Source organism: Salmonella sp. SA15303 (assembly GCF_029962125.1).
Taxonomy (GTDB): Bacteria; Pseudomonadota; Gammaproteobacteria; order Enterobacterales; family Enterobacteriaceae; genus Salmonella; species Salmonella enterica.
Window position 1 is genome coordinate 3,930,292 of record NZ_CP123924.1, and the last position, 18,152, is coordinate 3,948,443.

15 protein-coding genes and 1 pseudogene are annotated in these 18,152 nt (G+C 51.3%); 6 read left to right on the plus strand and 10 right to left on the minus strand.

Annotation, left to right across the window (positions count from 1 at the left end; translation table 11 throughout):
• Positions 1 to 60 precede the first annotated feature (60 nt).
• Together kefC and kefF are read right to left on the minus strand one after the other, a co-directional pair.
• A complete protein-coding gene (gene kefC, locus QEN31_RS19400) occupies positions 61 to 1,923 on the minus strand; it encodes a glutathione-regulated potassium-efflux system protein KefC (RefSeq protein WP_000377155.1) in 1,863 nt (620 codons plus the stop codon).
• Positions 1,916 to 2,446 (minus strand): glutathione-regulated potassium-efflux system oxidoreductase KefF, encoded by a 531-nt coding sequence (gene kefF, locus QEN31_RS19405; protein WP_000600709.1) that lies wholly within the window; start codon positions 2,444 to 2,446, stop codon positions 1,916 to 1,918. The genes kefC and kefF overlap by 8 nt, the downstream gene beginning before the upstream one ends.
• Positions 2,447 to 2,567: 121 nt before the next feature.
• On the opposite strand from kefF, the pseudogene QEN31_RS25470 reads away from it, so the two are divergent.
• Positions 2,568 to 2,648 (plus strand): annotated as a pseudogene (locus tag QEN31_RS25470) (hypothetical protein); the annotation flags it as partial.
• Positions 2,649 to 2,852: 204 nt separating this feature from the next.
• On the opposite strand, the gene QEN31_RS19410 reads toward QEN31_RS25470, so the two are convergent.
• Positions 2,853 to 4,742 (minus strand): sulfatase-like hydrolase/transferase, encoded by a 1,890-nt coding sequence (locus QEN31_RS19410; RefSeq protein ID WP_000066317.1) that lies wholly within the window; start codon positions 4,740 to 4,742, stop codon positions 2,853 to 2,855.
• Positions 4,743 to 5,639: 897 nt separating this feature from the next.
• Between QEN31_RS19410 and srfN the strand changes: the two genes are divergently transcribed.
• Positions 5,640 to 5,930, plus strand: coding sequence for a DUF1471 family virulence protein SrfN (gene srfN / locus QEN31_RS19415; protein ID WP_000745961.1), 291 nt, complete (start codon positions 5,640 to 5,642; stop codon positions 5,928 to 5,930).
• A gap of 223 nt (positions 5,931 to 6,153) precedes the next feature.
• On the opposite strand, the gene QEN31_RS19420 is transcribed toward srfN, so the two are convergent.
• The 7 genes from QEN31_RS19420 to QEN31_RS19450 all read right to left on the minus strand — a co-directional run bounded on the left by QEN31_RS19420 (position 6,154) and on the right by QEN31_RS19450 (position 12,017).
• Entirely contained in the window at positions 6,154 to 6,570 is a 417-nt protein-coding gene (locus tag QEN31_RS19420; RefSeq protein ID WP_000802644.1) for a hypothetical protein, read from the minus strand.
• Between the two features lie 293 nt (positions 6,571 to 6,863).
• Positions 6,864 to 7,094: a YgdI/YgdR family lipoprotein gene (locus QEN31_RS19425; RefSeq protein ID WP_001172089.1), complete on the minus strand. Its 231-nt coding sequence runs from the start codon at positions 7,092 to 7,094 to the stop codon at positions 6,864 to 6,866.
• A gap of 88 nt (positions 7,095 to 7,182) precedes the next feature.
• Positions 7,183 to 8,523, minus strand: coding sequence for an MFS transporter (locus QEN31_RS19430; protein WP_001737995.1), 1,341 nt, complete (start codon positions 8,521 to 8,523; stop codon positions 7,183 to 7,185).
• Between the two features lie 146 nt (positions 8,524 to 8,669).
• Positions 8,670 to 8,957 carry a ferredoxin-like protein FixX gene (gene fixX, locus QEN31_RS19435; RefSeq protein ID WP_000203736.1) on the minus strand — a complete coding sequence of 96 codons (288 nt, stop codon included), beginning with the start codon at positions 8,955 to 8,957 and terminating at the stop codon, positions 8,670 to 8,672.
• The gene (locus QEN31_RS19440) at positions 8,954 to 10,240 is read right to left on the minus strand and encodes an FAD-dependent oxidoreductase (RefSeq protein WP_001287777.1); all 1,287 of its coding nucleotides are present in this window, start codon (positions 10,238 to 10,240) and stop codon (positions 8,954 to 8,956) included. The genes fixX and QEN31_RS19440 overlap by 4 nt, the downstream gene beginning before the upstream one ends.
• A gap of 49 nt (positions 10,241 to 10,289) precedes the next feature.
• Positions 10,290 to 11,231 (minus strand): electron transfer flavoprotein subunit alpha/FixB family protein, encoded by a 942-nt coding sequence (locus QEN31_RS19445; protein WP_001032189.1) that lies wholly within the window; start codon positions 11,229 to 11,231, stop codon positions 10,290 to 10,292.
• Between the two features lie 15 nt (positions 11,232 to 11,246).
• The gene (locus QEN31_RS19450) at positions 11,247 to 12,017 is read right to left on the minus strand and encodes an electron transfer flavoprotein FixA (protein WP_000692185.1); all 771 of its coding nucleotides are present in this window, start codon (positions 12,015 to 12,017) and stop codon (positions 11,247 to 11,249) included.
• Positions 12,018 to 12,497: 480 nt separating this feature from the next.
• Between QEN31_RS19450 and caiT the strand changes: the two genes are divergently transcribed.
• From caiT to caiC, 4 genes are all read left to right on the plus strand, one after another.
• Entirely contained in the window at positions 12,498 to 14,015 is a 1,518-nt protein-coding gene (gene caiT, locus QEN31_RS19455; RefSeq protein ID WP_000787073.1) for an L-carnitine/gamma-butyrobetaine antiporter, read from the plus strand.
• Positions 14,016 to 14,049: 34 nt separating this feature from the next.
• Entirely contained in the window at positions 14,050 to 15,192 is a 1,143-nt protein-coding gene (gene caiA / locus QEN31_RS19460) for a crotonobetainyl-CoA dehydrogenase (RefSeq protein ID WP_000347134.1), read from the plus strand.
• A gap of 111 nt (positions 15,193 to 15,303) precedes the next feature.
• Positions 15,304 to 16,521 (plus strand): L-carnitine CoA-transferase, encoded by a 1,218-nt coding sequence (caiB, locus tag QEN31_RS19465; RefSeq protein WP_001016212.1) that lies wholly within the window; start codon positions 15,304 to 15,306, stop codon positions 16,519 to 16,521.
• A gap of 62 nt (positions 16,522 to 16,583) precedes the next feature.
• A complete protein-coding gene (gene caiC, locus QEN31_RS19470; RefSeq protein ID WP_000355806.1) occupies positions 16,584 to 18,137 on the plus strand; it encodes a crotonobetaine/carnitine-CoA ligase in 1,554 nt (517 codons plus the stop codon).
• The last annotated feature ends 15 nt before the right edge of the window (positions 18,138 to 18,152 follow it).

The following is an 18,152-nucleotide window of genomic DNA, read 5'->3' on the forward strand; positions in this document are numbered from 1 at the left end:
TACAGTAGTTCAAAAACAGCCAATTAGCAGTAAAGTTTGCAGAACATCACATTTTTTACTTTAGATTGACGGTTTGACCTCGGGTTCATCGGCGACCTCCCCGGAATGTTTGCCCTCAGCCGTTCCCTGCCAGCCGTGGCGCTGAATCAACGACAGATGCTCCCGGTCCTCGGTAATAATTTCGCTCAACATCGCGCTGGTACGTTTATAGGCGGCGGCGCGAGATAACGGATCGTTTTCCCCTTTCGCCATCTCTTCCACCATCCGGGTATTAAAATGACGGAACAGATCCGCGCGCTCGCGGGCTTCATAACGCCCCAGCCCCAGCGCCTCCAGCGCCTGTCGCCCGCTTTTGAGCGCGCCTTCGAAGGTTTCACGTTCGGGCATCGCCACACCAGCCTGGCGCAGGCGAATGTAATGATCGACATCACGGGCGCGGGCGATAATCTGCAGATGCGGGAAATGCGACTTCACCAGTTCACTCAGTTGCAAATTGGTTTGCGGATCGTCAATGGCGTTAATCAATACCTCCGCCTTCGCCGCTCCGGCAGATTCCAGTAAATCCATACGCGTCGCGTCGCCATAAAAAACCTTCATGCCGAATTTACGCAGCGTTTCGATATGATCGGGGTCGTGATCGAGCACCACCATCTTCACCCCGCTCGACAGCAGCAAACGCCCGGCTATCTGACCAAATCGTCCAAACCCGGCCACAATAACCCGCGGTTGCTCTTCGTCGATTTCATCCGCCTCGCGCGCTTCACCCGTCGCGGTCTTCTCCATGCGCGTCAGCAGCACCAGAAAAATCGGCGTAGCCGCCATCGACAGCGCGACCGCCAGCGTCAGCGCTTTTGCCCATTCCGGCTCAAGTACATCCGCCATTTGCGCCGCGCCAAAAACCACAAACGCAAACTCACTTCCCTGGCCTAATAAGACGGCAAACCAGCGACGCTGTTTTGCCGGTACGCCCAGCGGCCTCGCGACCAGCCACAGCATGACGATTTTGATTGCCAGAAAACCGGCCAACAACAGCAGAATGCGCAGCGGATTCTCCACCAGCGTGCCGAAATCAATCGACATGCCGACGCCAATAAAGAACAGCCCCAGCAGCAACCCCTTAAAGGGTTCAATATCGCTTTCCAGCGCATGACGGTATTCCGAACTCGCCAGCAGAACGCCCGCCAGGAACGCGCCCATCGCCATTGACAGCCCAACCTCTTCCAGCAACAGGCCGAAACCAAACACCAGAAATAGCGCCACGGCGCTGAACACTTCCCGCAAACCAGAACGCGCGACAAAGCGCAGCGCCGGGCGCGTAACGTAGCGTCCCAGCAACACCACCAGCGCCAACGCGCCTGCGACTTTCAACGCCGATAGCGCAAACGCGCCAAGCGTGGTGGATGCGCCGCTGGCGGCCAGCAGCGGAATCATCGCCACCAGCGGGATCGCCGCGATATCCTGGAACAAGAGCACTGCAAATGCGCTACGCCCTACTTGCGAAACGGTCAGGTTACGCTCATTCATTGCCTGCATGGCGATAGCCGTGGACGAAAGCGCCAGCGTCATGCCAATCAGTTCCGCCACCTGCCAACGCAGGCCAAGAAACATACAGAACAGACCAATCAGTCCGCCGCAGACCCCCATCTGTAACGCGCCGCCGCCAAATACCGAGGCGCGCAGCTTCCATAACCGTTGCGGGTCCAGCTCAAGTCCAATAACAAACAACATCAGCACGACGCCGATTTCCGCAAAATGCAGAATAGATTCGGCGTCCGTCACCAGCCGTAGCCCCCAGGGACCGATAATGCAACCCGCAATCAGATACCCCAGCACCGATCCTAAGCCCAAACGTACCGCAATCGGCACAATCAACGCCGCCGAACCAAGATAGATCAGCGCCTGCAGTAGAGTATGGCTATCCATGATTCACCTCCTGCCATGCCAGTAAACGCTGTTTATACTGACGCGCCTGCGCCTGTAAGGTGTCGTCATCGCAAATGAACGTGCAGTGCATGGCAAACGGCGACAGCCATTTGAGGCCGCAATAGAGCGCCGTCGCCTGTAGCGGCTGAGAAAGGACGTCAAATCCGGGATGGGAGCCGATAGCAAAGTGGTTTTCACCACCGCCGGTCGTTACCGCCCACAGCAGATGTTTACCATGCAATGCCGTACCGCCATGACCGTAAGCCCAGCCGTGGGTGAGGACTTTATCCATCCATAATTTGAGTAAAGGAGGGACGCTGTACCACTGCATCGGATGCTGCCAGACGATAAGACTCGCGCGCGACAGCGCCTCCTGCTCGGCGGCAACGTCAATATTGAAATCGGGATAGAGGTGATAAAGCGAACGTATTTCGACGTTTTCCAGCGTCCCTGCCTGTTCAAGCATCCGCTTATTCGCATGAGAATGATGCGGATACGGATGCGCATAAATAATGAGGATCATGATTAGCCTGTGATGATCTGTTTTTTATTACAAAGTGTAGTGACAAATTCGCCAGGCTAATAGTGAATATTATTGAGCGGCTAATCAGAAAAAATTGAATTAACGCCAGCCAGGAGCTGGCGCCGTCCTGCCTCCGGAAGACGCTCTCGAAGGGCCGCAGGCGTTTGCGGAAAAGCGCGATCCGGTGTGGAAAGGTCGGTGATGATAGTAGCCTTAAATCGCTGACCAATCGGTTTAAGGCCTTCTTGTCGGGCGGCGCTGCGCTAAATTTGCCTGTAATGACTGTAATATCAATCCATTACATGATGATACAGACCCAATAAGCGCAGCGCCAACAGCATCTGAACCTCCAGACACGCTGGATGCCAGATCGCCGACGAATAAAATAGCCTAATGGGCCAGGCTCTTAATCTTTCGCCATGCGGTTAAATTGCTCAATAGTAAGATCCCACGGCTCATGGGCCGCATCCGGCATAAAACTGCCGTCATCCACGCCAATTTCGTCTTTGATAATTTTATTCAGTTTTTCATTCATCGTAAGAATGAGATCCTGATATTTCTGTTTATCAGCAGCAAGGTTATGGTTCTCATCGGGATCATTTTTAAGATCGTAAAGTTCAAGATCGTTGTACTTAATAAGATCCTCCCAGGTTTCCGGCGTATTATGCTCCCTTAGCGAGAAATAGCGTGCAAACTTATAACGACCATCGTTAATCATGCGCGTCCCTGAACGATGGCTGAAATCAGGATGCAAATGAGATATTTCCTGCTTGATTTGCGCCACCGTTTTTTGTTTATCTCTTTGTAGCGCAATAACGCGGTGGAGATAATGGGCATCGGTATACAAGATCATGCCATAGCAATATAAGCTGGCATTTCTCACCGCATTAACCGCAACGCTCTCCGGGTTTTTTAGCAATCCGCTAAAATTAACGCCTTTGCGGTTGCCTAACGCCTGGTGCTGTTTTTCTTCCGGCAAACCGGTCAGTCCAACTAATGTCGGCGCGATATCAAGATGACAGGTCAACGCCTGACATTTCTTATTACCGGGGTACGCCGGGTGGGAAATAATCATCGGTACATGGATCTGTTCTTTATAAACGGAAGCGCCTTTACCGTGCATCTGATGGCTTCCGCCTAATTCGCCATGATCGGCAGTAAATACAACAATCGTTTTATCAGTTAACTTGAGGGCATCAAGTTCATTTAATATCCGGTCAAGGTGAGTATCACAATCGCGGATACAGTTGAAATAGTAGTCAAGCAGTTTACGCCAACGACGATCTTCATCAGGAAACTGCCCTTCCAGCGCAGCGCGCGCCGTCTGGTATTCAAGATGCGCCGGCGGTCTTCCCTGCTCATTGAATGATTGATGCCTGTTTGCCGGCAGCGGATAGTTCGGCCAGCTTGCCTGATAAAGTTCGTTTTCCGGTGGCTGCGTGGGCGCCAGGGTATTATCATCCTGATCCAACTCGCCACGCCACTGTACCTTTTCTCCCTCTTTATCGGTATCAATAAACATGACGTCATGAGGATTAACGAGGTTAACGGCCAGGAACCAGGGCTTGTGTTGGTCATTCAAGGGCTGCCCCTTGCATCTTAACCAATTTATAGTCTGAGCCGTGGTGGTTGAATCATAAAAATAGCCGCCTTTACTATGGCCTATAATATCGCCGATGCCGTGATAGTCAGCAAAACCATATTTTTCCATAATTTTATGTAATTCTGGTTCAGGAATATCCCCGACATCAATATCCTCATCTTTTTCGTCAGGCAAAGGCTTCTCCAGTTTTTCTGTAAGATGCCACTTACCTTTATAGGCCGTATAGTATCCCAGTTCCCGCATCATATGACCTGTGGTTCCAAGAGCGGGGTCAAGGTCATAAGGCATCCAGGGTAATCCCAAATTATCAAACATCTTTGTCTGGGGCATATGTAAGCCGGTATACAATACGGAGCGGGAAGGCGTACAGACATTACTGGTATTCTGATGATTACAGAATGTCACCCCCGTTTTCATGAGCCGCTCTCTGCCGGGTACCGGGAAAGGAAACGTAGGAAAAAAACGCTCCTGGTCGGTCACGACTAACAGAATATTATATCCTTCTGGCAATTTTTCCGGGATTTCGCCAGTAAACGGTTTATCCCACGCCGGTTTCGCCTTGACGGCGCATTTTTCATCAGCCTTTACCGCGCCGGATAACATACCGCCTGCGGCAAGAATACCGGCACTGGTTAACAGTTTCCTACGCGTAAGATCCGTCTCTTCTGCGGACAGATTTTTTTTATTACTCATATTATTATACCTGTAGTCAGTAACTTTATCACATATTCATTTATTACTGTACGAGGAAGCGTGGATATGTATCAATGCCTTCCGGGTAAGAATATGTGTTATAAATTGATTTGTATTTCAAATTAGAAATATATTAATAAATAACCATAATTCACTGAAAAATTATTTAGATGAAAAGTTCATTGTTTTTATTTTAGAGATACAACTGCAGACATTACTTCATAAAAAAATACATTATTAAACATACTCTATAGTGCTGTGTTCGTGCCTTTTCCCTTCAGCTACGGTGATTACCCTATGCCGCTACAATAAAATCGCCCCGAAAGAAACACTATCAGTAACAGGCCGCGCAACCATAGACATACAACCGGTAATATCACTCTGGGAAATTAAAACATAACTCAATTCTGTTATGTTGCTTATGAATAAAACTAGCGTATTGCCGCGTGATTCAATAAAAATTACGCCATTAAAAGAAATAATATAAAAACTATTATTTACAGGGGGTTAAGTTTCTTTTTAGCTGGCAGTGCATTATTTTACATTGACAACAACATAAAGAGGTGACTATAACAAGATAAAAGACGGTCACACCAAATAAGGCTATTTTCAGATAATCAACCGAGGTTATTACCCAAAATAATTCGAGTTGCTTAAAGGCGGCAAGGGAGTGAGTCCCCGGGAGCATAGATAATTATGTGACTGAGGTGAGCGACAAATTTGCCGGGAGCAGATTTGAACGTCGCGTGCGACGGCCCGTCAGGGCGAGGCCCATGGGTGGGCCGAGTAATCCGTAGCCAACCCATAAGCAACCTGAAGTATGAAGGGGATAAATAATTTCGTTACGGATTACTGATATTGCGCAAACCTTATCATCAATGCAACAGGAACAGAACTATGAAAAAACGCATTATTGCCGCCGCATTACTGGCAACGGTTGCTTCATTCAGCACACTTGCGGCAGAGCAGGTCTCTAAACAAGAAATCAGCCACTTCAAACTGGTTAAGGTCGGCACCATAAATGTGTCCCAGAGTGGCGGACAGATTTCCTCACCCTCTGATCTACGCGAAAAACTGTCAGAATTAGCCGATGCGAAAGGCGGAAAATATTACCATATTATCGCTGCACGTGAGCATGGTCCGAATTTTGAAGCCGTTGCCGAAGTTTATAACGATGCGACGAAATAAAGCTCTGATTGCGCCATAACGAGGGCACTGGCATGAAATAATAAGAGAGCGCCAGCAAGGTGCCATGTTACGTCACAATCCACTCAGGGCCGTCTGGAAACGGATGCTGGCCCTCTTTTTTATCAACAGTTCATCCGGGGCAGGCAAGCCGTTGGAATGTGCGCGCGCAGGCAGTAAGCCCTTCGTGAATAAGACGGTTTTGCGGGCTGTTTTAAGATGATGTTTAGTGCGCTTTTACCTGCCTGAACCAGTAATTTTCCATTTTCGTTATCCATTTCCCCTTTTTATTTTTCGATATTACGCCAGCCCAAAGTAATTGCAGCTGTCGGTTATAGGTTCCAATAGCGTGTCCACCATACGCCCCTTCAAATGCTATCACCATGGGTCCCTGCCCTTTTACCCCCTCTTGTCCTTCATGGCAATAAAGCGCGTTGCGGTGAGTCACGTCAAGTTCATACTGCACGTTCAGTTTCACACATTTTTCCCCGCAGCTTTCTACTGGCGGCGATATTGTCATGGTATAAGGCGGGTTATCTGCCGTGGTTTTCCATGTTCCGATCAGGTCTTTGCAGACGTTTATCTCCGTAGCCCCGGAGGCGGCAGAAAATAGCGCGAGCAAATAAAAAGGTATTGGTTTCATTACAGACTCCTGTTCCTTATACCTCATCATTTATACCTAATCATAAGGATAAATGCCCTGCGATATGTTTTTTTCTGGGAAATGTTGAGCCGCTGTTCAGAGAAATGTCGATGAGTGTAACCTCATGTAAGCGGACAGCGCGGTGGGGAAAGCGGGAACACGGGCGAATGGTCTAACGTATTTCGACGTTTTCCGGCGTCCCTGCCTGTTCAGGCATCCGTTTATTCGCATGGGAATAAATGGATGCGCATAAAGAGAAAATATTATTGCGCGGCTAACCAGAAAAGATTGAATTAATTATCCAGCTCGCTCATATTTTTCAGCTGATCGCGGTTAATCTGTTCGGTTTTCCCGGTGGCGGCGTTTTTGTAAGACACCATACCGGTATCGTTATCGACCTCGGGTTTCCCGTCGGTGACAATAGTTTTGCCATCCGTGGTTTCAACCGCCTGGTTAGAAGAGCATCCTGCGACGGTGAATAGTGTTGCTGCGGTAAACAGTGCGGTCATAAGACGTTTTTGCATGGTGTTCTCCCTGCTTTTCAGTTGTTTTAGCATGTGACTGTTAACTGTAGCGTTATTGGCGAAAAGCAGGGAGAAATGCAGAACACTCTTAACGAGGGTTATCCGATGGCGTTCCGCGCAAAGTCATGTTTCCGGTCTGTGTTAGCGTCAAGCCGCGGGTTTCCGGGGCAAACATCACCGATACGCCAAGCCCGACTAACGAAATCAACGCGCCAATCAGCATGACGTTATTAATACCGTAACGAGTAATAAAAATCGGTAATGCCCAGGTGGAGACAATGGTTCCGATGCGGCTTAATGACATGATGACCCCCACGGCCGAAGCGCGAATATCCGTCGGGAAGAGTTCATTAGGATAAAGCCATTGCAGTATGCCCGGTCCGCCGGAAAAGAAGGCGTATACCGCAAACGCCACCACGACCAGTATGATGCCCAGATTTGACACCAGCCCCAGCAGCGCCAGCGCGATAGTCATCATGGCGAAGCTGCCAATAAGCAGAGGGCGACGGCCAATACTGTTTAGCCAGAACATCGCCGGTATACAGCCCAGCATAAAAAAGAGGCTAATCACCACATTGCCAAGCGCCGCGTTGCGCCCCTGCTCCCAGCCGAGTAACCCGACGATCTGCGGCCCAAAGGTATAGATAGCGAACATCGGGATCACCTGACAGGTCCAGATAGCCGCAACGAACAGTACAAACGGGAAATGACGGCGGTTAAACAGCTGCAGGAAGCGGGTCTCCTGCGGCAGCTCATCGTCAAAGCAGACCGGTTCGCCGAACAGTTTGATCATCATTTGTTCGCACTCTTTTACCCGTCCTTTTCGCAATAGCCAGCGTGGCGATTCCGGCAGGTCAAAGCGGCCAATCAAAATGATTAAGCACGGGATAAAGGCGCTGCCAAGCATCCAACGCCAGCCGCCTTCCATGTCATACAGCCAGTAGCCCACCAGGTTGGCGCAGGTCGCGCCGACGTACCACATCGCGGCGATAAAACCGATGGAGAACGCGCGCTGGCGGGTGTTGGAAAACTCCGTAATCATGGAAGTAGCGATAGGGTAATCCGCGCCGATAACAATGCCAATTAAAACGCGCATCACCAGTAATTCAAGCGGCGTGGAAACAAACATGGTCGCCACGGAGATAACGCCGATAGCGATAATATCAAGCAGGAACATTTTACGCCGCCCGACTTTATCGCAAATATAGCCAAACAACGAGGTGCCGATAAACAGTCCGGCAAGCGTAGCCGCGCCGAGCGCGCCAATCCATTCAGCATCAAGGTGCAATAGCGGCGTCAGTTGTTCCAGCGCCACGCCAATGATCACCAGCACGTAGCCATCAAGGAACGGGCCGCCGCTTCCCCACAGCATAATTCTGCGATGAATGGAGGAGAATTTAAGGTCATCAAAGTTCCTGGGCTGCTGCATGGTGATGTCCTGTTTCAACACGGGCAAAGCGCATCTGTAGGCCGGATAAGGCGTTTCCGCCGCCATCCGGCATTGGCGCCACATGATTGCCGGATGGCGACGCTACCGCATCTTATCCGGCCAACGGGGGCACAACTTCGTACTTATTAGCCGTAGCGGAACTCTACGCCAAACGTCCCGCGCGGGTATTCCCATTTTTCCAGCGCCGTATCAAGGCCGAGGATCCGGCACGTTCCGCACTCCAGGCACCCGGCGTAATCAAAACGAACGCTGCCGTCGTCCTGCTTTTTATACAGTCCCGCCGGACAGGCCTTAATCAGCACCTCCAGCGCCTGTTTATCAGGATCGGTTTTGAGAATGATGTGCGGGCTGTCTTCATCCACATTGAACTTATTGACGCCCAGTTTGACGTCCACATTAACGGGAGATGTCATAATACGGTCACTCCTTTCAGGCCATCTTTCATCAGATTAATGAAGCCCACTTTCTTCGCATGGCGCAGGATTTTTTTACGCATGGGCACCGGAGCGGAGCCATCCACGGTGAACAGGTCGCGCGCGATATTGACCGCCATTTCGGGATAAGCGGTAAACATGCGGGGATTATCAAGAAAAGCCGGTAGTTTCTGATACATGCGCATATCGCGCATCGGACCTTCGTCCAGATGCTGACGGTATTCACCCAGCGACTGCTTGCTAAAATCGTCGCGCTTCATCGCCGAAAGCACCGTCTTCGCCGCCGCTTCGCCTGCGGATATGGCGAGATCCATACCCCGGATGGTAAAGCCGAGGTTCATACACATGCCGGCAGCATCCCCGGCAATCAGTACGCCATCGCCCACCAGTTCAGGCTGCATATTCATTCCCGCCTCGGGTACAACGTGCGCGGCATATTCCACCAGCTTGCCACCGGCGATCAGCGGCGCAACTGCCGGATGCTGTTTGAAATCTTCCAGCATTTGCGGGACCGATTTTTTCGCGTCTTTCAGATGATGAAGACCGCAGACCAGCCCCAGGGAAAGGGTTGTTTCATTCGTATACAGGAAGCCACCGCCCATCAGACCATCGGTCGGCGCTCCGGCAAACAGACAGGCGGCACCTTCGTTGCCCTGTAACTGGAAACGATCTTCAATGACCGACTTCGGCAATTCGATCAGTTCCTTCACGCCGACAGCAACATGCGATGCCTCAACACGCTTGGTCATGCCCAGCTTTTCAGCCAGCAGAGAATTCACCCCGTCAGCGAGGATCACGACTTTGGCTTCCAGAATATCGCCATCGGCTTCCACGCCCACGACTTTGCCATCACGCTGAACAACGTTATCCACGCGAATACCGGTGATCAGTTGCGCCCCCGCCTCTTCGGCCTGCTCCATCAGCCAGGCGTCAAATTTACTGCGTAAGACGGAATAGGAAACCTGCGACGCTGAAGCATCTTCACCATTGCAGTAGTCGATAGTCATCGCCCCGTTGTCGGTCATAAAGGCGAGTTTTTCGTGGGTGATCATGCGTTCAATGGGGGCCTGATCCGCAAAGCCGGGAATGATGCGTTCCAGGCTATGTGCATACAAGCGCCCACCGGTGACATTCTTCGCGCCAGCAGAATTGCCGCGCTCGATAACCAGCACCTGTGCACCTTCGCGAGCAAGCACCAGCGCCGCAACCGAACCGGCCAGACCTGCACCCACGATGATGGCATCAAAGATATCTTCGGACATACGTACTCCTGTCAGCGGCAGGATACCTTCGCATCCTGCCCGAAATGGTTTATCGCGCTAAGGCAGCCGTCAGCGCAGGCAGGATCTTCAGCGCATCGCCAACGATGCCAAAATCTGCATACTGGAAGATTGGCGCGTTTTTATCTTTGTTGATGGCGAAAATCGTCTGCGCGCCGTTGGCGCCGACCATGTGTTGGATCTGCCCGGAGATCCCCACCGCCAGATACAGTTCAGGTTTGAGCATCAGGTTGGAGATACCGACGTAGCGCTCGTGCTCCATCCACTTCTCGTTTTCCGCCACCGGGCGGGAACAGGCCAGCTCGGCGCCAATCGTCTGGCACAGCGCTTCGGCCAGCGAGATATTCTCTTTGCTGCCGATGCCGCGTCCCACGCTGACCACCAGACGCGCTTTGTCGAGGTCAACGCTGTTGCTCTGACGCGCCTGGGTTGCGGTGCGGGTCACGGCAGTGGCCGGAGCCTGCCACTGCACGGTGTGCATCTCGCCGCTGCGAGAAGCATCCGGTTGTTGTGCGTCAAACGTTCCACTGCTGAGTGTGATCACGGCAAACGGCGAAGCGATGGTTTCTGCCCCTATCGCCAGACCGCCGTAGACCATATGTTTAACCGCCGCTTTTCCATCCTGCAGGGAGACGTCGCTGGCATCGTTGGAAACCGCAGCCGACAAGCGATAGCCCAGCTTTGCCGCCAACAGCTTGCCCCGACGCGTATTCGGCAGCAGCACCGCGCCGCCCTCGCTATGCTGACGAATAGTCTCAGCCATCGCAGCAGCGTAGTCTTCGATCATGCGGTCTTCTGGTTTGCCGCTGAGCAGCCAGACATGATCCGCGCCCAAATGACATGCTGTCGCGCTGTCTGCTTCGTTCAGTACGAACGCGTTAACTTTTTCACCTACAGCCTGCGCGCCACTCATCAGTTCGGGCAGACGAGAAGGGGTATCGCTGAATACCCAGACACTGGAAAATTTGTTCATAACATCCCCTGATAATTAAATGATTTTGCGCAGATTCTCGACAAACGCGGCGATTTGTTCTTCACCGTCACCTTCAATCACCACACGCTGACGCTCGCGCTGCTTCGGTGCGGCAACCTGTTGTGCGGAATACGCGGGTACGCTGTTCAGCCCGATATCCGCAGGCGACCAGACCTGAACCGGTTTTTTCGCCGCGCCAAGAATGGCTTTCATCGAAGGGATTTGTGGGGTGTTAATGTCGGTGGAAACCGCGATCACCGCCGGGAGCGGGATGCTCAGCGTTTCAACTTCATCTTCCAGTTCGCGTTCTACTGTCAATGTGCTGTCGGTAAGAGAGAGGATTTTACTCACGCCGTTAATCGCCGGAATGTTCAGCGCTTCGCCCACCAGCAAACCAACCTGCTGAGCATAAAGATCGGAAGAACCGTCGCCGCAGATAAGTAGATCGAAACCTGATTTTTGCGCGGCGGCGGCCAGCGCGGTAGCGGTGTGTTGCGGCAGCGCCTGCTCAAATTGATCGTCAATGACCACAATCAGTTCATCAGGGCCACGAGAGAGGACATCTTTGCGCCCTTTTGCATTAGTCAGCGCTTTGCCGCCAACGCTCATGGCGACAACCTGAGCGTCTCCCAACTGCTGTTTTAACTGGCAAGCAGCTTCAATTGCATTCAGATCATATTGGCTGATTTTGCTATCCGCTTTGCTGAAATCGAGTGTTCCGTCAGCATTATTAATCGCAATATCCTGCTCATCAGGTACGCATTTGTAGCAAGTAATTATCTTCATTGCATCTCCAGAAATCATGAAGGAAACGTATTTATATCGGCGGTGTTAAATACAGATATCACGCTCTTTAATTCGGAAATAAAACCTTAATCACCAATATTGAAAATGTCACACATTGATATTCGTAACTTTCAATAGTGTTACGCACCTCACCAATATTGAAAGAAATATGCCAAATATGAAAATTTTCAATATTGTTTGCTGGCTCAACAATATTGAACGCCAGATACTTAAAAAAGTTAAAAAACCACAACCAATCAATTGATAAATAAAGCAAAAATCAAAATTTAGACACAAAATAATCAACGCAAAAAAGTGTGACGAAGATAACAGAATCACCCGAAGTGAATACCCATCATGAGTTACTCATTGAGGCGTCCCAGAGGTTAAAAACTTATCAACAAATCATTAATAATAAATAAACAAACGTTCATGGACTGGCACGCTAAATAAATTTCGTTTTCACACTGGAATTCACTTATGAAAAATGAAAAGAAAAAATCGGGAATTGAACCGAAGGTTTTTTTTCCGCCATTAATAATTGTCGGGATACTTTGCTGGCTAACAGTCAGAGATCTTGATGCCGCTAACGTCGTTATTAATGCGGTATTCAGTTATGTCACCAACGTCTGGGGTTGGGCATTTGAATGGTATATGGTCGTCATGCTCTTCGGCTGGTTCTGGCTGGTTTTTGGCCCCTATGCCAAAAAGAGATTAGGTGACGAAAAACCGGAGTTTAGCACCGCCAGCTGGATTTTCATGATGTTCGCCTCCTGTACATCCGCTGCGGTTCTGTTCTGGGGCTCTATTGAGATCTACTACTATATCTCCACCCCGCCGTTCGGCCTGGAACCAAATTCCACGGGCGCGAAAGAGATAGGCCTGGCGTACAGCCTGTTCCACTGGGGGCCGCTGCCGTGGGCAACCTATAGCTTCCTTTCCGTGGCCTTCGCCTACTTCTTCTTTGTACGCAAGATGGATGTCATCCGCCCCAGCTCCACGCTGGTACCGCTCGTCGGTGAAAAGCATGCGAAAGGGTTGTTCGGTACCATCGTCGATAACTTCTACCTGGTGGCGCTGATCTTCGCGATGGGCACCAGCCTCGGTCTGGCTACCCCGCTGGTCACCGAGTGTATGCAATGGCTGTTCGGTATTCCGCATACGCTGCAACTCGACGCCATCATCATTACCTGCTGGATCATTCTGAACGCGATTTGCGTGGCCTGCGGCCTGCAAAAAGGGGTCAGAATCGCCAGCGATGTGCGTAGCTACCTGAGCTTCCTGATGCTCGGCTGGGTGTTTATCGTCAGCGGCGCCAGCTTCATCATGAACTACTTCACCGACTCCGTCGGGATGCTGTTAATGCACCTGCCACGGATGCTGTTCTATACCGACGCCATCGGTAAAGGCGGCTTCCCGCAGGGCTGGACCGTTTTCTACTGGGCGTGGTGGGTTATTTACGCCATCCAGATGAGTATCTTCCTGGCCCGTATTTCCCGTGGTCGTACCGTACGTGAGCTGTGCTTCGGGATGGTGATGGGTCTGACCGCGTCTACCTGGATCCTGTGGACAGTGCTGGGCAGTAACACGCTGCTGCTGATGGATAAAAACATCCTCAACATTCCGCAACTGATTGAGCAACACGGCGTGGCGCGCGCCATTATCGAAACCTGGGCCGCCTTGCCGCTCAGCACCGCCACCATGTGGGGCTTCTTCATCCTCTGCTTTATTGCCACCGTCACGCTGATTAACGCCTGCTCTTACACCCTGGCGATGTCGACCTGTCGCGAAGTTCGCGATGGTGAAGAGCCGCCTCTGTTAGTGCGTATCGGCTGGTCAGTGCTGGTCGGCATCATCGGTATCGTTCTGCTGGCGCTGGGTGGGTTGAAGCCGATTCAGACCGCGATTATCGCCGGAGGATGTCCGCTGTTCTTCGTCAACATTATGGTGACGCTGTCCTTTATTAAAGACGCCAAAGTGCACTGGAAAGACAAGTAATTCTTATTAACCCAATTGATCAAGAGGCTGAAAGATGGATTTCAACTTAAATGACGAACAGGAGCTGTTTGTCGCCGGTATTCGCGAACTGATGGCCAGTGAGAACTGGGAAGCTTATTTTGCCGAGTGCGATCGTGACAGCGTCTACCCTGAGCGTTTTGTAAAAGCGCTGGCGGATATGGGTATTGATAGCCTGCTGATCCCGGAAGAACACGGCGGTCTGGAAGCGGGTTTTGTTACCGTCGCCGCCGTCTGGATGGAACTGGGACGTCTTGGCGCGCCAACTTACGTGTTGTACCAATTGCCGGGAGGTTTTAACACTTTCCTGCGTGAAGGGACTCAGGAGCAAATTGATAAAATCATGGCGTTCCGGGGCACCGGTAAGCAGATGTGGAACTCTGCTATCACCGAACCAGGAGCGGGATCGGATGTTGGTAGTCTGAAAACCACTTATACGCGCAAAAATGGTAAGGTTTATCTCAATGGCAGTAAGTGCTTTATCACCAGTAGCGCCTATACCCCGTACATCGTGGTCATGGCGAGAGACGGTGCATCGCCGGATAAACCGGTTTACACCGAGTGGTTTGTGGACATGAGCAAAGCAGGTATCAAGGTCAACAAACTGGAGAAACTCGGTCTGCGCATGGACAGCTGCTGTGAAATCACCTTTGACGACGTTGAACTGGACGAGAAAGACATGTTCGGTCGGGAAGGTAACGGCTTCAACCGCGTGAAAGAAGAGTTTGACCATGAACGCTTCCTCGTCGCGCTGACCAACTACGGTACCGCAATGTGCGCTTTTGAAGACGCTGCGCGTTACGCGAATCAGCGCGTGCAGTTTGGTGAAGCTATTGGCCGTTTCCAGCTGATTCAGGAGAAGTTTGCGCATATGGCGATCAAACTGAACTCCATGAAAAATATGCTGCTGGAAGCCGCGTGGAAAGCGGATAACGGCACCATTACCTCCGGCGACGCGGCAATGTGCAAATACTTCTGCGCCAACGCCGCGTTTGAAGTGGTAGACACCGCCATGCAGGTACTGGGAGGTGTTGGTATCGCGGGCAACCACCGCATCACGCGTTTCTGGCGTGACCTGCGCGTTGACCGTGTTTCTGGTGGTTCTGATGAAATGCAGATCCTGACGTTGGGTCGTGCGGTACTTAAGCAATACCGCTAATCGATCCCTTGTAGGCCTGATAAGACGCGGGGCGTCGCCATCAGGCAATCATGCCGGATGGCGCTGTGCTTATCCGGCCTACATACCGCAAAAAATGCCAGGAGAAAAATGATGAATCATTTACCAATGCCAACCTTTGGCCCGCTTGCTGGGGTACGCGTTGTTTTTTCAGGAATCGAAATCGCCGGTCCATTCGCCGGACAGATGTTCGCCGAATGGGGCGCAGAGGTTATCTGGATTGAAAACGTCGCATGGGCCGATACCATCCGCGTACAGCCTAACTACCCGCAGCTCTCACGCCGCAACCTGCACGCCCTGTCGCTGAATATTTTCAAAGATGAAGGTCGGGAAGCGTTTCTGAAACTGATGGAAACCACCGATATTTTCATTGAAGCCAGTAAAGGCCCGGCCTTTGCCCGCCGTGGTATTACTGATGAAGTGCTGTGGGAACATAACCCGAAACTGGTCATTGCCCACCTTTCCGGCTTCGGTCAGTATGGTACCGAGGAGTACACCAATCTTCCGGCGTATAACACCATCGCGCAGGCATTCAGTGGTTATCTGATCCAAAACGGCGACGTTGATCAGCCGATGCCAGCCTTCCCGTATACCGCCGATTACTTCTCCGGGATGACCGCGACGACAGCCGCGCTGGCAGCCCTGCACAAAGTACGCGAAACGGGTAAAGGTGAAAGCATCGATATCGCCATGTACGAAGTGATGCTGCGCATGGGTCAGTATTTCATGATGGACTACTTCAACGGCGGCGAAATCTGTCCACGTATGACGAAAGGGAAAGACCCCTACTACGCTGGTTGCGGCCTGTATAAATGCGCCGATGGTTACATCGTCATGGAGTTGGTCGGCATCACGCAAATCAACGAGTGTTTTAAAGATATTGGCCTGGCCCACATTCTCGGTACGCCGGAAGTTCCGGAAGGCACACAACTCATCCATCGCGTGGAATGCCCTTACGGCCCGCTCGTCGAAGAGAAACTGGACGCCTGGCTGGCAACACACACCATCGCCGACGTTCAGGCGCGTTTTGCTGAACTGAATATCGCCTGTGCGAAGGTGCTCACCATTCCGGAACTGGAAGGTAACCCGCAGTACGTTGCCCGCGAATCGATTACTCAGTGGCAAACAATGGACGGTCGCACCTGTAAAGGGCCGAACATCATGCCGAAATTTAAAAACAACCCGGGGAAAATCTGGCGTGGCATGCCGTCACACGGCATGGATACCGCCGCCATTCTGAAAAACATTGGTTATAGCGAAGCAGATATTAAGGAACTGGTCGGCAAAGGCCTGGCCAAAGTTGAGGATTAAACGCGATGCGCTAATCGGTTTTCCGGTTAGCGCTCACGCCTGATTTCAGTGGATAAAGCAATATGGATATCGTTGGCGGACAAAACTTACGTCAGATGTGGGACGACCTGGCCGGGGTGTACGGAGATAAAACGGCGTTAATTTTCGAATCCTGTGAGGGAATCGTTCGGCAGTTTAGCTATGCTTCGCTCAATGAAGAGATTAACCGCACGGCGAACCTTTTTTATTCCTTAGGGATCCGCAAGGGTGATAGGGTCGCGCTGCATCTGGATAACTGTCCGGAATTCATCTTTTGCTGGTTTGGACTGGCAAAAATCGGCGCCATTATGGTGCCGATTAATGCCCGCTTACTGGGCGAAGAAAGCGCCTGGATCCTGCAAAACAGCCAGGTGAGTCTGCTGGTTACCAGCGCCCAGTTTTATCCTATGTACCGTGAAATACGCCAGGACAATAGCACTCCGCTTAATCATATCTGTCTGATTGGCGAGCAGCTTCCGGCTGACGACGGCGTGAGCCACTTTACCCAACTACAAGCACGCCAGTCGGCCACGCTGTGCTATACGCCCGTGTTATCCACTGACGATACGGCGGAAATTCTGTTTACCTCAGGCACCACCTCACGGCCTAAAGGGGTGGTAATTACCCACTACAACCTGCGTTTTGCAGGCTACTACTCTGCCTGGCAAATCGCCCTGCGCGATGATGACGTGTACATGACGGTGATGCCCGCTTTTCATATCGACTGTCAGTGTACCGCCGCAATGCCAGCCTTTTCCGCCGGCAGCACCTTTGTGCTGCTAGAGAAGTACAGCGCCAGGGCCTTCTGGGATCAGGTACGTAAATATCAGGCAACGGTGACCGAGTGCATCCCGATGATGATCCGCACGCTGATGGTCCAGCCCGCCGCACCAACGGACAGGCAGCATCACCTGCGCGAAGTGATGTTCTATCTCAATTTATCCGAGCAGGAAAAAGACGATTTTACCGAACGCTTTGGCGTCAGGCTGCTGACCTCTTATGGTATGACTGAAACCATTGTCGGAATTATTGGCGACCGTCCCGGAGACAAACGGCGCTGGCCTTCCATTGGTCGCGTGGGTTTTAGCTATGAAGCTGAAATTCGCGACGATCAAAATCGCCCGCTGCCCGCCGGAGAAATTGGCGAAATCTGTATTAAAGGCATCCCCGGCAAGACTATCTTCAAAGAGTATTACATGCAGCCGGAGGCTACCGCCAAAGCGCTGGAACCTGAGGGCTGGTTACATACCGGTGATTCGGGCTATCAGGATGAGGATGGCTATTTTTATTTCGTCGACAGGCGCTGCAACATGATTAAACGCGGCGGAGAAAATGTCTCCTGCGTCGAGCTGGAAAATATTATTTCTGCGCATCCGAAAATTCAGGACATTGTGGTGGTTGGTATTAAAGACGCGATCCGTGATGAAGCCATTAAAGCGTTTATTGTCCTTAATGAAGGTGAAACATTAAGCGAAGCCGAGTTTTTCAGCTTCTGCGAAAACAATATGGCGAAGTTCAAGGTTCCCTCTTTTATGGAGATCAGAACCGACCTGCCGCGCAACTGTTCAGGAAAAATAATCAAAAAAAATCTGAAATAAACCTTCCGGCAGGAA

What these genes read in the sequence shown, in the direction of transcription:
- caiA (WP_000347134.1), top strand. Translation starts at nt 14,050, where the DNA reads ATGGATTTCAACTTAAATGACGAACAGGAGCTGTTTGTCGCCGGTATT.
- QEN31_RS19420 (WP_000802644.1), bottom strand. Translation starts at nt 6,570, where the DNA reads ATGAAACCAATACCTTTTTATTTGCTCGCGCTATTTTCTGCCGCCTCC.
- QEN31_RS19430 (WP_001737995.1), bottom strand. Translation starts at nt 8,523, where the DNA reads ATGCAGCAGCCCAGGAACTTTGATGACCTTAAATTCTCCTCCATTCAT.
- fixX (WP_000203736.1), bottom strand. Translation starts at nt 8,957, where the DNA reads ATGACATCTCCCGTTAATGTGGACGTCAAACTGGGCGTCAATAAGTTC.
- QEN31_RS19440 (WP_001287777.1), bottom strand. Translation starts at nt 10,240, where the DNA reads ATGTCCGAAGATATCTTTGATGCCATCATCGTGGGTGCAGGTCTGGCC.
- kefC (WP_000377155.1), bottom strand. Translation starts at nt 1,923, where the DNA reads ATGGATAGCCATACTCTACTGCAGGCGCTGATCTATCTTGGTTCGGCG.
- QEN31_RS19425 (WP_001172089.1), bottom strand. Translation starts at nt 7,094, where the DNA reads ATGCAAAAACGTCTTATGACCGCACTGTTTACCGCAGCAACACTATTC.
- caiC (WP_000355806.1), top strand. Translation starts at nt 16,584, where the DNA reads ATGGATATCGTTGGCGGACAAAACTTACGTCAGATGTGGGACGACCTG.
- QEN31_RS19450 (WP_000692185.1), bottom strand. Translation starts at nt 12,017, where the DNA reads ATGAAGATAATTACTTGCTACAAATGCGTACCTGATGAGCAGGATATT.
- kefF (WP_000600709.1), bottom strand. Translation starts at nt 2,446, where the DNA reads ATGATCCTCATTATTTATGCGCATCCGTATCCGCATCATTCTCATGCG.
- QEN31_RS19410 (WP_000066317.1), bottom strand. Translation starts at nt 4,742, where the DNA reads ATGAGTAATAAAAAAAATCTGTCCGCAGAAGAGACGGATCTTACGCGT.
- QEN31_RS19445 (WP_001032189.1), bottom strand. Translation starts at nt 11,231, where the DNA reads ATGAACAAATTTTCCAGTGTCTGGGTATTCAGCGATACCCCTTCTCGT.
- srfN (WP_000745961.1), top strand. Translation starts at nt 5,640, where the DNA reads ATGAAAAAACGCATTATTGCCGCCGCATTACTGGCAACGGTTGCTTCA.
- caiB (WP_001016212.1), top strand. Translation starts at nt 15,304, where the DNA reads ATGAATCATTTACCAATGCCAACCTTTGGCCCGCTTGCTGGGGTACGC.
- caiT (WP_000787073.1), top strand. Translation starts at nt 12,498, where the DNA reads ATGAAAAATGAAAAGAAAAAATCGGGAATTGAACCGAAGGTTTTTTTT.